Below are 16,576 nucleotides of genomic sequence, written 5' to 3' on the forward strand. Positions count from 1 at the left end.
AATCGCCGTTAGCCTCGCCGCCGACGGTGAAATCGCGCGGCCAAGCCAAGGTTCTATGTGCGCGTGTGCGCAACGTTCCTTAGTATAGCATATCGGATAGCCCCGGTACAATGCCGAGATGCAAAAAGTCAGTCTCGCAGCCGGGAGAGCAGCGTACGTGCCTGATCCGCGTCACGGCCGATCTGGCTTATTAACTGTTCCAAAGAGGCGAACTTCTGCTCTTCCCGTATATAGGAATGAAACGTAAGTCTCAAACTGCGGCCGTATAAGTCCCCTTCAAAATCGAACAGGTGCGCTTCCAGCCTAAGCTCTCCGCGTGGGACTTCGAAAGTGGGACGGAAGCCGATGTTCACGACCGCTTCTTTCTTCGGCTCCGGCTGTCCATCGTCCTGTAAAAGACTCACAGTCACTGCATATACGCCGGGCTTGGGAATTACATAAGGCTGCTCAGGAAAAAGGTTTGCGGTCGGGTAACCGATCTGTCTGCCCCTCGCATCCCCATGCACGACTTTCCCCTGCAGGTCATAAGGACGGTCCAGCAGCCGGGCCGCCGTATCGCAGTCGCCGTCGGCAAGCGCTTCGCGGATGCGCGTGGTGCTGACCTTCTCGCCGCCATCGTACACGGGTTCCGCCACACTGACGTCGATCGAACCTTGGCTGAACAAGCGCAGCGCTTCCGCATTGCCTTGACCACGGTGGCCGAAAGCGAAATCGAAGCCGACGACCGCCGAACGCACGCCAAGCGGCAGCAGCAATTCCTGTACGAATCGCTCTGCCGTCACGGCCGCGAAGTCCCGGTCGAACTTGATCACATAAGCAGCTTCCACACCTAAGGAGGCCATCAGCGCAAGCTTGTCGTCCAGCGGTGTCAGCACCGTTTGATATTGATCTCCCTGCCCCAGAACGGCCCGGGGATGAGGGTCGAAGGTCATGACCGCCGGCGTCTGTCCGCGTTCGCGAGCGGCCGCAACCGCACGGCGCACAACGTCCGCATGACCCAGGTGGACGCCGTCGAAAAACCCGATCGCCAGGGATAACCCTTGCGGTTTGCGTGCTCCCTCGGGAAGTGCGGCTTCGTTTCCGATCGTATCCACCGTTAGTTCGTATCGTTCCACGTGATGCCCCTCCTTGAGCGGACCGCAGCCATTTTACTGCCTTTATGGTTCCGCTCACTCTTTCGATTCCGGATCGCCTGAAGGCGGGAAAACCTTGACCGCACGCAGGGACCCGCCGGCCGGATCGTACTCGAATAGGCCGAGAAAAGTGCCGTCCGTTCGATACAACCGCCATAACCCGGATCGGTCCGGCACCGGGTTTAACGCCAAGGCGGTCACCGGTTTCCCTTGCAGCGCGTTGTGCGCCTCCGGCATTCCGGCTTGCGTGAACGGCAAGTGATCGAGCAGCCGGTCTCCTTGACGCAGCTTCTCCTGCAAGCTTCCCGCGGCGATGAGCTCCGGGATTTGCTCCAAGGTGACGCATGCTTCCCGCCCGAGACCCGCGCTTTCCGTGCGGATCAAGGAAGCCATGACGGCAGGTACACCGAGCCGCCGGCCGATATCTACGCATAAGGTGCGAATATATGTGCCCTTGGAGCAGCGGACGCGAAAACGGATCTCCGGATGTGCCGTACCCGTCCGAACCTCCAGGATTTCGATCTCATGTATCGTTACCCTGCGCGCTTTCCGCTCTACCGTCACGCCTTCGCGAGCCAGCTCGTACAGTCTTTTGCCGTTCACCTTCACCGCGGACACCATCGGAGGCACCTGATCGATCTCTCCGACAAAGGACAGAACGGCGTCTCTCATCCGTTCTTCCGTGAGAAACGAGGCGTCCGCCTCTTCGATTACCGTGCCTTCCAAGTCCTCGGTATCGGTCGCGATCCCGAAACGCAGCGTGGCTTCGTACGTTTTGGGCAGCTCCTGCAAATACTCCACGAACCGCGTGGCTCGTCCGATACAAAGCGGAAGCACGCCGGTTACCGCCGGATCCAGCGTTCCGGTATGTCCGATCCGGCGCTCTCGAAGCAGCCGCCGAGCTTTGGCCACCACGTCGTGAGACGTCCAGCCGGCCGGCTTCCAAATTGCCAGAACACCTTCAAGAGCTGCGGAAGTTTTGACGTTCATCGTCCCTCCAGTGCGGCGCGCACGTGCCCAACCACCTGCTCGACCGCTTCCTGAAGCGGAATTGTGAGCCGGCAGCCGGCGGCACGGACATGCCCGCCCCCGCCGAAATGCTGGGCCACGGCCGCCACGTCGACCAAACCGGCCGAACGCAGGCTTACTTTGACCGACTTCGTTCCATTTTCTTTAAACAAAATGCCGACCTCCACCCCTTCGATGTTTCTGGGGTAGTTGACCAGACCTTCCAAATCTTCATTGGACGCGCCGGTCTCGGCCAAATCTTCGGTCGTCACCCATAGCCAGCCGATCCGCTGATCGTCGCTGAAGGTCAGGCGGGATAAGCCGCGCTGAATCATCCGCATCTGTCCCATGGACATCCGCTCCAACAGCTGCTCCGCCAAAACCGGACCCTGAGCACCCGCCGCCAGCAGCCGCGAAGCGATTTCCATCACATGCGGGCTCGTATTCGAATAGCGAAACCCGCCGGTATCCGTAATGAGTCCGGTGTAAAAAGCCGCTGCGGCTTCCGCATCGATCGGCATCTCCATGTGAACAGCCAGATCGAATAAAATTTCCGCCGTGGCAGCCGAGTCGAATTTGAGCAAATTCACAGCCCCATAAGCGTCGTTCGTGGCATGGTGATCGATGTTGAGCAGCCGGAATTCATCCTCGAACCACATTTGGGTCGGCCCCACACGCGCAAAATCCGCGCAGTCAACGGCGACGATATACCGAAACTTGCGGTCCGGCGCCCCTTCGCCGCAGCCGTGAATGTCCGCGCTGCCCCGTAAAAAATGAAGGCGCGAAGGCACTGGACCCTCGTTCATCATCGTATATTTTTTCCCGAGCTTGTCCAGGATCCACCCGACCGCCACCGTCGAGCTGATCGCGTCTCCGTCCGGCTGCACGTGCGACACGACGAGAAAATCATCATGTTTCCGCAAGAAAGCGGCCGCTTGTTCCAATTGTGCTGCCCACATCCGTATCCCTCCGGCTTGTCAATCTTCCCCAAACGGGAAGAAACCGGGGCGCGTCAAAATTCGCGCGACTCCCGGTTGATTTGCTGCAGCAACGCTTCAATGTGGCTGCCGTATTCGATTGAGCTGTCGAACCGGAATTCGATTTCCGGTGTGTGGCGCAGCCGCACGCGCCGTCCGAGCTCGGAGCGTAAAAAGCCTTTGGCCCGGCCGATCGCATGCAACGTCGCTTCTTTCTGTTCTTCGCTTCCCAAAATGCTCAGGTAAACACGGGCGAGCGATAAATCGTTGGTCACTTCCACTCCGGTGACGGTGGTAAATCCGATCCGCGGATCCTTCAATTCGGTTTGAATGATTCCGCTGATTTCTTTTTTGATCTGTTCCCCGACTCGTCCCGTACGGAATTTGGCCATGCCGTTTCACCTCGTTTGGTGCTCTGGCGGTCTCAGCGCTGTACGGATTCCATGACGAACGCTTCGATGATGTCACCTTGCTGCAGGTCGTTGTACTTCTCGAGCGTAATACCGCACTCGTAGCCTTCCGACACTTCACGGGCGTCATCCTTGAACCGCTTGAGCGAATCGATTTTGCCTTCGAACACGATGGATCCGTTGCGAATCAGGCGTGCTTCCGCGTTCCGCGTAATCTTGCCGTCAATGACCATGCAACCGGCGATCGTGCCGATTTTGCTGACCTTGAACGTTTCGCGCACTTCCGCGTGTCCGATTACTTGTTCTTTAAACACAGGATCCAGCATGCCCTTCATAGCCTGCTCGATTTCCTCGATTACCTTGTAAATAATACGATGCAGACGAACGTCGACTTTTTCCTGCTCGGCTGCCTGGCTCGCGCGCGGCTCGGCAACGACGTTAAAGCCGACCACGATCGCTGCGGATGCCGACGCGAGAAGAATGTCGGACTCCGTGATGGCGCCTACGCCGCTGTGGATCGTCTTGACGCGTACGCCTTCCACCTCGATTTTTTCCAGCGAGCCTTTGAGGGCTTCCAACGAACCTTGCACGTCGGCCTTAAGGATGACGTTCAGGTCCTTGATTTCGCCTTCCTTGATCTTGCTGAACAGGTCGTCGAGCGTAACCTTAGAGTTCGATTTCATCGTTTCCTGACGTGTCTTGATGGCGCGCTTGTCGGCGATTTCGCGGGCTTTGCGCTCGTCCTCGAACACCATGAACGGATCGCCGGCTTGCGGCACTTCCGTCAAACCGGTAATTTCGACCGGCGTGGACGGGCCCGCTTCCTTGATCCGGCGGCCCCGGTCGTTCGTCATCGCGCGGATCCGTCCGAAGCAGTCGCCCGCCACGAAGGCGTCGCCCACTTTCAGCGTTCCGTTTTGCACCAGTACACGCGCAACCGGACCTTTACCCTTGTCGAGCTCGGCTTCCAAAACGGTACCGCGGGCACGTTTGTCCACGACCGCCTTGTAGTCGTTGACTTCGGCCACGAGCAAAATCATATCGAGCAGCTCATCCAGGTTTTGACGGTTTTTCGCGGAGATCTCCACGAAAATGGTGTCGCCGCCCCAAGCTTCCTGTACTAAGCCGTATTCGGTCAGTTCTTGTTTGACACGGTCCGGATTGGCTTCCGGCTTGTCGATTTTGTTGACCGCCACGATGATCGGCACATTGGCCGCTTTGGCGTGGTTAATCGCTTCGACGGTCGTCGGCATGACGCCGTCGTCCGCGGCCACGACCAAGATCGTGATATCCGTAACCTGGGCGCCGCGGGAACGCATAACGGTGAACGCTTCGTGACCCGGGGTATCCAGGAATGTGATTTTCTTCCCGTTCGTCTCCACCTGGTACGCGCCAATATGCTGGGTAATTCCGCCTGCTTCGCCCGCAGCGACTTTCGTCTCGCGGATTGCGTCGAGCAGTGTCGTTTTACCATGGTCAACGTGGCCCATGATCGTTACGACCGGAGCGCGGGTTTCCAGAGCGTCCGGATCGTCGTTTTCTTCCGTCGTCTCGAAATTGGTGTCTTCGACGACGATTTTCACTTCGGTCTCGACTCCGAAATCACCGGCGACGAGAAGGATCGTATCCAAATCAAGCTCTTGGTTAATGGTCACCATCGTGCCCATCATGAGCAGTTTTTTGATGACTTCGGAGGCGTCTTTATGCAGCAGTTTGGCGAGTTCACCTACGGTCATTTCGCCGCGGACGATAACTTTCTTCGGCGTGTTGTCGATTTTCTCGCGTGGAGGCTGGTTGCTCCGGCCGCGGGCGTTTTTCCCGCCTTTGCCTTTGCCGCCTCTGAACCCGCCGCGTCCCTCGTCAAAACGTTTGCCGCCGAAGTCGCTCTCTCTGCGTTTGCCGTCACGGCCAAAGCCGCCGCCTTCACGGCCTTTCGAATCTCCGGTGCGTGCTCCCGGACGGTTGTTGTCGCCCGGACGTCCGCTGCGGGCCGGTGCTGCTGCCGCCGGAGCAGGACCACGTCCGGCACCGCCGCCGCCTTGACCTTGTGGACGACCGCCGCCGAATCCGCCGCCTTGACCTTGTGGGCGGTTGCCTTGGTATCCGCCGCCTTGACCGCCTTGCGGACGGTTGCCTTGGTATCCGCCGCCTTGACCGCCTTGCGGACGGCTGCCTTGGTATCCGCCGCCTTGACCGCCTTGCGGACGGCTGCCTTGGTATCCGCCGCCTTGACCGCCTTGCGGACGATTGCCTTGGTATCCGCCGCCTTGACCGCCTTGCGGGCGGTTGCCTTGGTATCCGCCGCCTGGACCGCCTTGCGGGCGGTTACCTTGGTATCCGCCGCCTTGACCGCCTTGCGGACGGCTGCCTTGGTACCCGCCGCCTTGACCGCCTTGCGGACGATTGCCTTGGTATCCGCCGCCTTGACCGCCTTGCGGACGGTTGCCGTCGCGGTTATACCCGCCGCCCTGACCGCCGCCTTGCGGGCGTCCGCCGTCACGGTTATACCCGCCGCCCTGACCTTGCGAGGCCGGACGGGGAGCATTCGCGGTTGAGGAAGCCGCGCTCGGTGCCGGAGCTGCCGACTGCGTCTGAGCGGCCGGCTGTTCCGTTGGGCGGGCTGCCGGCTGTGCCGGTGCAGACGCACTTGAAGAAGCAGGCGCTGCCGCCGGCTTCCGGTCCTGCGCCGCCGGTTTCGCAGAAGATTGCGCCATCTTGGCTGCGGCGTTCGCTTTCACATCGCGGAAGAACTTCTCCACCGCGCCGACCATGCCCTCCTCCATCACGCTCATATGATTGTTGACGGGCATGTTCTGTCTTTTGAGAATCGTTATGATTTCTTTGCTGCTCATATTAAGCGATTTCGCATATTCATAAACGCGAAGCTTATCCTTGTTGTCGTTCGTTTCTTGTTTACTCAATATTCTCCACCTCCGAATGTTGACCCCAGCCGCCGGCAATTAAGTCGGCGAATCCCTGATCCGTCACCGCGAACATGACGCGCTCCGGTTTGCCGACGGCCCATCCCAGCTCGAATCGGGTAAACCCAACCAGCAGCGGCACGCCGTAGCTGCCGCATTTGTCCGCCAGCTTCTTCTTTGAATTATCCGAAGCGTCGGCGGCCATCAGGACAAGCTTTGCTTCTCCGGACCGGATCGCCTTCAGCACCGTCTCTTCCCCTGTCACCAGCTTGCCGGCCCTCATGGCGAGACCGAGTCTGGACAAAACTTTATCCGCCGTCTTCGTCATCCCCTTGAAACTCTTTGTTCGCTTGAAATTCGTCTTCTACTTTTATAAAATCTTGCTCCAGCCGGTCATAGATGTCCGCGGAAACGGGAACCTTCAGCGCCCGTTCGAACGCCTTCGATTTTTTGGCCAGCTTGAAGCAGCCTACTTTGCCGCACAGATATGCGCCGCGCCCCGGTTTTTTGCCGGTCAGGTCGATGAGGATGTCCCCCGCCGGCGAACGGACGATGCGGATCAATTCCTTTTTGGGCATCATTTCCTGGCAGGCCACACATTTGCGCTGCGGTATTTTTCGCGGTTTCAAAGTCGATTCCCCTCTCCCTTCTTCGCGGACATCCAGCATCCTGCTATTAATCGATGCTTACACTGTCCTGGTGCATCGTGCCGCCCGGCGACTTCGGCCGGCCGTACTCCTGCTCCGCCTGCGTCTCGCTCTTGATATCGATCTTCCAGCCGGTCAGCTTGGCCGCAAGTCTCGCGTTCTGGCCTTTAATGCCGATAGCCAGCGACAGCTGATAGTCGGGAACGATGACACGCGCCATTTTCTCGGCTTCGAACACGATGACTTCCAGCACCTTAGAAGGACTGAGCGCGTTGGCCACATACTCTTCTACCGAATCGGACCAGCGGACGATGTCGATTTTCTCGCCTTTCAACTCCGTCACGATCGTCTGCACGCGTACGCCTTTTTGGCCGACGCAGGATCCGACCGGATCGACTTCCTCATTTCGCGAATGAACCGCAATTTTCGAGCGGAATCCCGCTTCGCGGGCCACCGAACGGATCTCGACGGTGCCGTCGAATATTTCCGGAACCTCGAGCTCGAACAGCCGCTTCAGCAGGCCCGGATGCGTGCGGGACAAAATGATTTGCGGGCCTTTGCTCGTATTTTCAACTTTCGTGATATAAGCTTTGACGCGATCGCCTTGCTTGAACTTGTCGGTCGGCATCAGCTCCGTGAGCGGCAAAGCCGCTTCCACTTTGCCGAGGTCGACGTACAGATTCCGCAGATCCATCCGCTGCACGATGCCGGTTACGATATCTTGCTCTTTGTCGACAAAAGCGTCATAGATGAGACCGCGCTCCGCTTCGCGGATTCGCTGGGTCACGACCTGCTTCGCCGTTTGGGCGGCGATGCGTCCGAAATCCCGCGGCGTCACTTCAATTTCCGCGATGTCTTCCAATTGATAGTGAGGATTGATGCTGCGAGCCGCTTCCGTGGAAATCTCGAGCCGCGGATCCAGCACATCCTCCACAATCGTTTTGCGGGCGTAAACCTTGATTTGTCCGGTCATCCGGTTGATGTCTACACGTACATTTTGCGCGGTATTGAAATTTCGCTTGTAGCTGGAGATGAGTGCCGCTTCGATAGCTTCGATCAGGACGTCCTTGCTAATGCCCTTCTCTCGCTCGATTTCGGACAGCGCTTCGATAAACTCCATGCTCATGTCGGGTTGAACCCTCCTTCGGGTGGATTAAAATACGATGGCCAGGCGCGCCGAGGCCACTTTATCGTAAGGGATGGCATGCTTGCGGCGTCCGATGACGACCGTCATCGTCGAACCGTCAAACGCCTCCAGCCTTCCTTCAAATTCCTTGGCGCCGTCGATCGGCTCATAGGTGGTCACGAATACCTGCTTGCCGACGGCTTTGGCCACGTCTTCCGCTTTCTTCAGCGGACGTTCGGCCCCGGGCGAGCTGACCTCCAGGAAATACGCCTCTTCGATCGGATCCAGTTCATCCAGCTTCGCGCTCACAAACTCCGAAATGCGGCCGCAATCATCCAGATCGATGCCGCCTTCCTTGTCCACATACACGCGCAAAAAGCGGTTGGCGCCTTCTTTGACGTACTCCACATCCACCAACTGAAAACCGTTGGCTTCCAGATAAGGGGTCGCGAATTCTTCCACAATGGATTTGATTTTCGCTGCGCTCAATTGCCCAACCTCCCGTGCTTCAAATGGATCGCCGCAGCCTCTGTGCACACGTAAGAAGCCCATTGCAAAACGGAAAGAGTGGGTTTCCCCACTCTTCTGCAGACAGTGATATCCACATGATTACCAAAAGTAGTTTAACATATTCCGGAGACACTGGCAATAGAGTCAAAAGCCCACAAGACGCTTTAGAACAGCATGAGCTGGTTGCTCTCCGGTAGTCCCCGGAAGCACCCCATAGCGCTGAGCAGCTCGATGATCGTCTTGCTCGCCTTGGAACGCTGCTGGAAATCCTCGACGGAGAGGAAATCGCCTTCCTGGCGGGAAGCCGCGATGTTGCGCGCCGCGTTCTCCCCGATGCCGGCTACCGCCGAGAACGGAGGAATGAGCGAATCTCCGTCCACGATAAAGCGGGTAGCATCCGACCGGTAAAGGTCCAGCGGTTTGATTTTGAAGCCCCTTGCCGTCATCTCAAGGCCCATTTCAAGAATCGAAATCATGGCCTTCTCTTTCGTTGTGGCCTGGAAGCCTTTTTGCTCAATATCGATGAGTGTCTTCAGAATCGCATCATAGCCTTGGCAGAACAGATCGACGTCAAAATCGGCCGCCCGCACGGAAAAGTAAGTCGCGTAAAATTCAATCGGATAATACAGCTTGAAGTAGGCTGTCCGCACCGCCGAGATCACATAAGCCGAGGCGTGCGCTTTCGGGAACATGTACTCGATGCGCAAACAGGAATCGATGTACCATTGCGGCACGCCGCACCGTTTCATTTCGTCGATCCACTCCGGCGTGAGTCCTTTCCCTTTTCGCACGCTTTCGGTGATCTTGAACGCGAGCGACGCATCCATGCCGCCTTTATAAATGAGGAAAAGCATGATGTCGTCACGGCAGCCGATAACCGTCTTGATCGTGCAGGTTCCGTTCTTGATGAGCTCCTGCGCGTTGCCTAGCCACACTCCGGTACCGTGGGACAAGCCGGAAATTTGGAGCAAGTCGGCAAAAGAAGACGGCTTCGTTTCCTCCAGCATTTGACGCACGAATCGGGTACCCATCTCCGGTATTCCGTAAGTGGCCACCGGCGTGCGGATGGTCTGAGGCAGAACGCCCAAGGCGTCCACCGAGTTGAACAGACTCATGACTTTCGGGTCGTTCATCGGAATCGTCGTCGGATCGACGCCCGTCAAATCCTGCAGCATGCGCATCATCGTCGGATCATCGTGTCCGAGAATATCGAGCTTCAGCAAATTCTCGTCGAAGGCGTGATAGTCAAAATGGGTCGTCTTCCACTCCGAGCTCGTATCGTCCGCCGGATATTGAACCGGCGTAATGTCCTCGACGTCGATGTAGTCGGGTACGACCACGATGCCGCCGGGATGCTGTCCGGAAGAACGTTTGACGCCGGTCACCCCTGCGGCAATCCGGTTAAGCTCCGCTCCCCGCCAGGACTTTCCGTGATCCTCCTGGTATTTCTTCGCGTATCCGAATCCCGTCTTCTCCGCCACCGTGCCGATCGTGCCGGCCCGGAACACATTCTTCTCCCCGAACAATACTTTCGTATAATTGTGCGCGTGCGGCTGATATTCTCCTGAGAAGTTGAGATCGATATCGGGAACCTTGTCGCCCTTGAAGCCAAGGAACGTCTCGAACGGAATGTCCTGCCCGTCGCCCTTCATCGTCGTTCCGCACTTCGGGCACGACTTATCCGGCATGTCGAAACCGCTGGGCACGCTTCCGTCGGTAATCCATTCGCTGTGGCAGCAATCCGGATTCGGACACCGGTAGTGTGCCGGCAGCGGATTCACCTCGGAAATCCCGAGGAACATGGCGACGACTGACGATCCGACGGATCCCCGCGAGCCTACCAGATAGCCGTCCGCATTGGATTTTTTAACGAGCCGTTCGGAAATCAGATAGTTCGCCGAGAAGCCGTATTGGATAATCGGCTTCAATTCTTTCTCCAGACGCGCGGTGACGATTTCCGGAAGCGGATCTCCGTACATTTTCTTCGCGGTGGCGTAACACGTTTCGCGAATCTCCTCGTCCGCTCCCTCGATGATCGGAGAGAACAAGCCGTTATCGGTCGGACCGCCCTTTTTGGGAAACATTTCGAACGGCTCGAAGCGGTCGGCCAGATCGGAAGTGTTCCGTACGACGACTTCATACGCCTTCTCCTTGCCCAGAAAAGCCATCGCCTCCAGCATCTCGTTGGTCGTACGGAAATGAGCATCCGGTTTACGCTGCTCCTTCAGCGGGCTGAAGCCGGTAATGCCATGAATCGTAATGTCCCGGAACAACTTCTCTCTCGGCTTGAGGTAATGGACGTTGCCTGTGGCGACGACCGGTTTACCCAGTTTCTCGCCAATGCGGCAAATTTTCCGGAGCGACTCTTCCAGCTCTGCCCGGCTTCCCACCAAGCCTTTGTCCAGCAAATGCATATAGAAATCGAGCGGCTGAATTTCCAGCACATCATAGAAAGCGGCAATCTCTTCGGCCTCTTCCTGCGATTTGTTGAGCACGGTCTCGTAAAATTCGCCTTTCTCGCAGCCGGACATCACGAGGAGACCTTCCCTCAGCTCGATCAGCTTGCTTTTGGGAATACAAGCCACCCGGTGAAAATACTGGGTATGAGACAGCGAAATGAGTTTAAACAGATTCTTCTTTCCTGTTGCGTTGAGCGCATAGATGCCGCAGTGGAACGGACGGGTCGTCTTCCAGCTCGTCGTATTCATCTCATTCAGACGGTGGAGTTCCGTTACTCCGCGCGACTGCGCGTCCTTGATCAGGCCGTAAAGTACGCCTGCCAGCGCGATGGTGTCATCGATCGCCCGGTGATGGTTTTCGAGAGACACTTTATACAAATCGGCCAGCATGTTCAGCCGGTGGTTCTTCATGGTCGGATGGAGGAAACGGGCCAGCTCCAGCGTGTCCAGCACAGGGTTGGTCAACGGCGGGAACCCGTTCTGTTTGCACGCCTCCTGCATGAAGCCGACATCGAAGCGGGCATTGTGCGCGACGAGCACCGAATCCCCGATGAAATCGAGGAACTCCTTCAGCTTGGGCGCCAGTTCCGGCGCATCCTTCACCATATCGTCGTTGATGTTCGTGAGCTGCTGGATGTTGTAAGGAATCGGCTCGTGCGGGTTAATGAACGTCGCGAACCGTCCGATCTCCTGTCCGTCTTTCATTTTGACCCCGGCCAGCTCGATGATCTTGCTATTCGTCACCGACAAACCGGTCGTCTCGATATCAAACACCACATAGGTGGCGTCCGGCAAGCTCTCCTGCCGCGGATACAGCACCATCGGCACGGCATCGTTCACGACATTCGCTTCCACGCCGAACAGCACTTTGATGTCGTTTTTCTTGCCTGCCTTCACGGCGTCCGGAAAACACTGCACGTTGCTGTGATCCGTGATGGCGATCGCCTTGTGGCCCCATTTGGCCGCGGTTTTGATGTAGACGTCGACCGGCGTGACGGCATCCATCGCGCTCATGGTCGTGTGCAGATGAAACTCGACACGTTTCTCCGCAGCATCGTCCTTCGGCTCCGGCGGCGCGTTCACTTCCTTCACGTCGCTGGCCATCATGACCAGTTCCGGAGGGTTCATAAAGCGGTCGTACTCGACTCGGCCTCTAAGCTTGAGCCATTTGCCGTTGGCCAGCAGCGCCAAAGTCTTGTTGTCGTCCTTCGTTTTCCCGAAAATTTTGACCGTGATCGAATCGGTAAAATCCGTCACATAGAATTGATACAGCGTGCTGCCGCTGCGCAGTTCCTTGACGTCCAGCCCGAATACGGTCCCCTGTACGACGACCTTCTTCTCTTCTTCCAAAATTTGCTCGATCGGAACCGGCGCATCTTTAATTTCATAGCCATGCTGAAGTACCTCAGGGGCATCCCCCGTTGCAGGCGTCTCCTCTGCGACACTTGCGGCCATCAGCTGCTGAATGGCTTGTCCGTTTTCCTGCTGGATCTTTTGCTGAAATTCTTCATACACTTCCTGTCGGGATTCTCCCACCATCATTTTGACGCGGCAAGTGCGGCCGAACCGTTCCTCGAAAAACCGCGCGGCATGTGTGTCTATCGATTTGCGCTTGGCCAGACCGTGGGACATCTCGTCCAGCAGCACGAGCGTGACCAGGTCGTTCTCCACCTCGATGCGGGCTTTCGCGAGCCAGCCGTTCACGGAGGCGAATTCCTGCTGCATCCACTCGACGAAAACCGGCCAATAGGCCTGCAAAAGCGCTGAGGTCGGTACCGTATCCTCGTAGGCCAGGTGGACGGATATGTCCGCCAAATGCGCAAGTTTGCCTCTTATCCGTTCGACGAAACCGACATATATGGACGCCGGGAGCGGCGTACTTTTGATGAAGTAAAACTTCCATTCCTTGCGGGATCTGCTCACTTCGACCTTGCTTATGTAGCCGTCCGAAAAATGTTCCGCGACCCATTCGGCCGGGAGCTCCGCCTGCTGCAGCAGCAATTCGAACCTTTTGCGCCCATCCGCCGCTTGATGCATGACCGTAACCCCCCCAAAAACAACAAAAGCTCCCCGCGAATGACGGCTCCCGCCCGTTACCGGGCCCGGTGTGCCTTCTTCCAACCGGAAGCTTATCTCTTGTGCCTCTTATTTTATCGTATGAATCGGGAAGCTAGCAATAGGAACGTTGTCGGATGTTGGCGAGAAAGAGATGGAAATTGTCGTGTTGCACACTGTACCGTCGCTCCCAGCGCAGTCGCTCTCTGCTACTTCATCAGGTAATGTATAATAACGTTTCCGGATTCGAACGTTTTCGCCTCTACCGGTTTGAGGTCAAACGGCTTGACGTGTTCAAACAAAAGTTTTCCATTACCCGCCACAACAGGACTGACAATAAAGATATACTCATCAATCAACCTTTCCTCGGCAAGCTGTTGCACGATGGAGCCGCTGCCCATCACAAGAATGTCAGAGTTTGAATCTTGTTTTAATTGCCGTACGACTTCAATAAGACGTTCACCATAAATTCGGGTATTCTCCCATTCCGATTCTTTGAGTGTTCTGGAAAAAACAACTTTGGTCATGCCGGTCAACTCTTCGGCTATTTCTTTCAAATGACCCGGCGCATCGGGATTACGGAGAAAAGGTACCCATGATCTTTCAAATAAGCGGTAAGTCGTGCCTCCTAAAATAAGTGTGTTCATCTTGCCGCCGATTGCGTGAGCCGCTTTGTCAACCTCCGGGTCATGAATAAACCAATCCATGCCGGAACTCGCCTCGTTCAAACTGGCAAAGTAACCGTCAATCGAAATCCGATTCAACATCTTAATCTTGTTCATAATTTTTCGCTCCCTGGTATGGATTGTTTATTCCAATTGGAATAACTTGATCATACCCGCAACGGTTCGAAAAAAATTGGACAAAACCGTCGTATTCTATATGTAGGAGGAGCCTGCCAAGTCGCTATGAAAATCACTCACCTTCATCGCGATATGTTTTGGGCTTACCCAAGAGAACGACTTCATATCGCGTATAAAATGCGACTGATCATGATAGTTCAGTGCGTAGGCAACGTCAGACAATCTTTCGTACTGACCTGTATGCATCAAGCGCAAAGCTTCATTGACGCGTCTCACCCTGATGAATAGATGTGACCGCATTCCTACGACACGGGTGAAGCGTTTCTGGAATTGCCGCTCGGATATATGAAAAGTTGCAACCAGATCTGGCACTGTAACGCTCATTATATTGTCTCGAATATAATCAAGCGCCGACTCAATGAGCTCGTCCCGTTTATTTGTTTGTATGATTCGATTTATGAGGAAATGATTGAGCAGAGAAACTCGCTCCTCAGTCGAATACGCTGACAATAGCTGCCTTCCGAGTTCTACCGCGTCAAATTGATCCGGGGCCAAGAAGCCTTGATTATGACCAGCCGCATCCCAGCCAAACAAGCTGTAAAGCGCATGGGGCTTAAAAACCACTTGAATCGTCGTATAAGGAGTGCCTCTAAAACGCATAATACTTGGTTCCGAACCTTGACCATGCAGAAATAAGATTGGGATATGAGATGTTTGGGCGGATCGGATGGCAATGCTTTCAATCGCGGAGGTATGATCCGCTGCAAGCTGGAAGACGATACCCGGATAGCCACTCGGACATACCTTAACCTCAAGCGGCTGATCTCCCGCGTAAGTCGAGATTCGCAGGCACTCAACATCCCGGTTTAAAGTTGGAGAAAGAGGCACAACGTTAAAGTTGATGGTTGTCATGATGTAATATTTTACAGGAATTGCGCAGCATCTGGAAGATGCCAAAAAGCTTCGGTAAAATACCGAGGCCGCCTGCCAACAAAAAAAATCCCCACGCCCGGCCTTCCGGCCGAACATGGGGATTCCCTAAACCTCAATATGCCCGCGCAAATACCACGGTGTGCTCCGCTGCGTCGCCGCAGACGAGGCACTTGTGCTTTTTCTCGAACGGCTCGAACGGGATGTTCCGGCTCGTGGCGCCGGTTTCTTCCTTCACCTGCTTCTCGCAGGCTTCGGAACCGCACCAGCCGGCCAGTGCGAAGCCGCGCTTCTCTTCCAGCTTGGCCTTCAGCTCGTCCAGCGTGTCGACCGAGAAGAAGTGCTCCTGTTGGAACTTCAGCGCCCGGTCAAACATCTGTTGATGGACCTCGTCCAGCATCGTTTGTACTTCCGCCACGAGGTTGTCCAGCGGCACCTGCTTCTTCTCTCCGGTGACGCGGGAGACGAGCACGCACACGCCGTTCTCGAGATCGCGAGGCCCGAGCTCGAGCCGGATCGGAATGCCGCGCATTTCGTATTCGTTAAACTTCCAGCCCGGCGATACGTCTGAGCGGTCGTCGACGCGGACGCGAATGCCCGCTTTCTTCAGCTCGGCAAACAGCTCGTCCGTTTTGGCGATCACTTGCTCACGTGTTTTCGGCGGACCGATCGGGATCATCATGACCTGCGTCGGAGCCACTTTCGGCGGAATCATCAGGCCGCGGTCGTCGCCGTGCACCATGATGAGCGCGCCGATGAGTCGCGTGCTGACGCCCCAAGACGTCGTGTGGCAGTATTCCTGCGTATTTTCACGGCTCAAGTACTTGATGTCGAAAGCGACCGCAAACTTCGTTCCGAGATAATGGGAAGTGCCCGCCTGGACGGCTCGTCCGTCGCGCATCATCGCCTCGATAGAGTAAGTATCGACCGCACCCGCGAATCTTTCGGACGGCGTCTTTTGCCCTTTGATGACCGGAATCGCAAGCACGTTCTCGACGAAATCGGTGTACACATCGAGCATCGTCATCGTTTCTTTGCGGGCGTCCGCTTCATCCTCATGCGCGGTATGGCCTTCCTGCCACAAAAATTCGCTCGTACGCAGGAACGGCAGCGTGCGCTTCTCCCAACGGACGACGTTCGCCCATTGGTTGATGAGCAGCGGCAAATCGCGGTAGGAGTTGATCCACTTGGCATACATGTGTCCGATCATCGTCTCCGACGTCGGCCGGATCGCGAGGCGCTCTTCCAGCTTTTCTCCGCCCGCTTCCGTCACCCAAGGCAGCTCGGGATTAAAGCCTTCCACGTGCTCCTTCTCTTTTTGAAAAAAGCTTTCCGGAATGAAAAGCGGAAAATAGGCGTTGCGGTGGCCGGTGTCCTTAAACCGCCGATCCAGCTCGCGCTGCATGTTCTCCCAAAGCTCGTAGCCGTCCGGACGAAATACGATGCAGCCGCGGACCGGCGAGTAGTCCATCAGCTCGGCCTTCTTGATCACATCGATATACCAACGGGAGAAATCTTCTCCCTGAGGCGTAATTTCCGTTACAAATCCTTTGTCCTTGTCCTTCGACATGACGGTTCTCCATCCCCCGACAGCAGC

The 16,576-nt window shown here is 56.3% G+C and carries 13 protein-coding genes; all 13 read right to left on the bottom strand.

Annotated features, from left to right (window positions below):
• Window positions 1–128: 128 nt before the first annotated feature.
• Window positions 129–1,115, bottom strand: coding sequence for a bifunctional riboflavin kinase/FAD synthetase (locus E5161_RS04385; protein ID WP_136776508.1), 987 nt, complete (start codon window positions 1,113–1,115; stop codon window positions 129–131).
• 54 nt (window positions 1,116–1,169) lie between these two features.
• Window positions 1,170–2,123 (bottom strand): tRNA pseudouridine(55) synthase TruB, encoded by a 954-nt coding sequence (truB, locus tag E5161_RS04390; RefSeq protein WP_136776509.1) that lies wholly within the window; start codon window positions 2,121–2,123, stop codon window positions 1,170–1,172.
• On the bottom strand, window positions 2,120–3,106 hold the full coding sequence (locus E5161_RS04395; RefSeq protein WP_425456456.1) for a DHH family phosphoesterase: 987 nt from the start codon (window positions 3,104–3,106) through the stop codon (window positions 2,120–2,122). The genes truB and E5161_RS04395 overlap by 4 nt, the downstream gene beginning before the upstream one ends.
• A gap of 47 nt (window positions 3,107–3,153) precedes the next feature.
• Window positions 3,154–3,510: a 30S ribosome-binding factor RbfA gene (gene rbfA / locus E5161_RS04400; protein ID WP_136776511.1), complete on the bottom strand. Its 357-nt coding sequence runs from the start codon at window positions 3,508–3,510 to the stop codon at window positions 3,154–3,156.
• 32 nt (window positions 3,511–3,542) lie between these two features.
• Window positions 3,543–6,449, bottom strand: a complete 2,907-nt coding sequence (gene infB / locus E5161_RS04405) for a translation initiation factor IF-2 (protein WP_136776512.1) — start codon at window positions 6,447–6,449, stop codon at window positions 3,543–3,545.
• On the bottom strand, window positions 6,442–6,777 hold the full coding sequence (locus E5161_RS04410) for a L7Ae/L30e/S12e/Gadd45 family ribosomal protein (RefSeq protein ID WP_136776513.1): 336 nt from the start codon (window positions 6,775–6,777) through the stop codon (window positions 6,442–6,444). Before E5161_RS04410 ends, infB begins: the two co-directional genes overlap by 8 nt.
• Window positions 6,758–7,078, bottom strand: coding sequence for an RNase P modulator RnpM (gene rnpM, locus E5161_RS04415; protein ID WP_136776514.1), 321 nt, complete (start codon window positions 7,076–7,078; stop codon window positions 6,758–6,760). Before rnpM ends, E5161_RS04410 begins: the two co-directional genes overlap by 20 nt.
• Window positions 7,079–7,124: 46 nt before the next feature.
• Window positions 7,125–8,222 (bottom strand): transcription termination factor NusA, encoded by a 1,098-nt coding sequence (nusA, locus tag E5161_RS04420; RefSeq protein ID WP_136776515.1) that lies wholly within the window; start codon window positions 8,220–8,222, stop codon window positions 7,125–7,127.
• A gap of 27 nt (window positions 8,223–8,249) precedes the next feature.
• Window positions 8,250–8,711: a ribosome maturation factor RimP gene (gene rimP, locus E5161_RS04425; RefSeq protein ID WP_136776516.1), complete on the bottom strand. Its 462-nt coding sequence runs from the start codon at window positions 8,709–8,711 to the stop codon at window positions 8,250–8,252.
• A 185-nt stretch (window positions 8,712–8,896) separates the two neighbouring features.
• On the bottom strand, window positions 8,897–13,228 hold the full coding sequence (locus E5161_RS04430) for a PolC-type DNA polymerase III (protein ID WP_136776517.1): 4,332 nt from the start codon (window positions 13,226–13,228) through the stop codon (window positions 8,897–8,899).
• 227 nt (window positions 13,229–13,455) lie between these two features.
• Entirely contained in the window at window positions 13,456–14,028 is a 573-nt protein-coding gene (locus E5161_RS04435; protein WP_136776518.1) for a dihydrofolate reductase family protein, read from the bottom strand.
• Between the two features lie 96 nt (window positions 14,029–14,124).
• Window positions 14,125–15,078 (bottom strand): helix-turn-helix domain-containing protein, encoded by a 954-nt coding sequence (locus E5161_RS04440; protein WP_246042098.1) that lies wholly within the window; start codon window positions 15,076–15,078, stop codon window positions 14,125–14,127.
• Window positions 15,079–15,094: 16 nt separating this feature from the next.
• Window positions 15,095–16,549, bottom strand: coding sequence for a proline--tRNA ligase (gene proS, locus E5161_RS04445; protein WP_136776519.1), 1,455 nt, complete (start codon window positions 16,547–16,549; stop codon window positions 15,095–15,097).
• Window positions 16,550–16,576 lie beyond the last annotated feature (27 nt).

Source organism: Cohnella pontilimi (genome assembly GCF_005049045.1).
GTDB classification, from domain to species: Bacteria; Bacillota; Bacilli; order Paenibacillales; family Paenibacillaceae; genus Cohnella; species Cohnella pontilimi.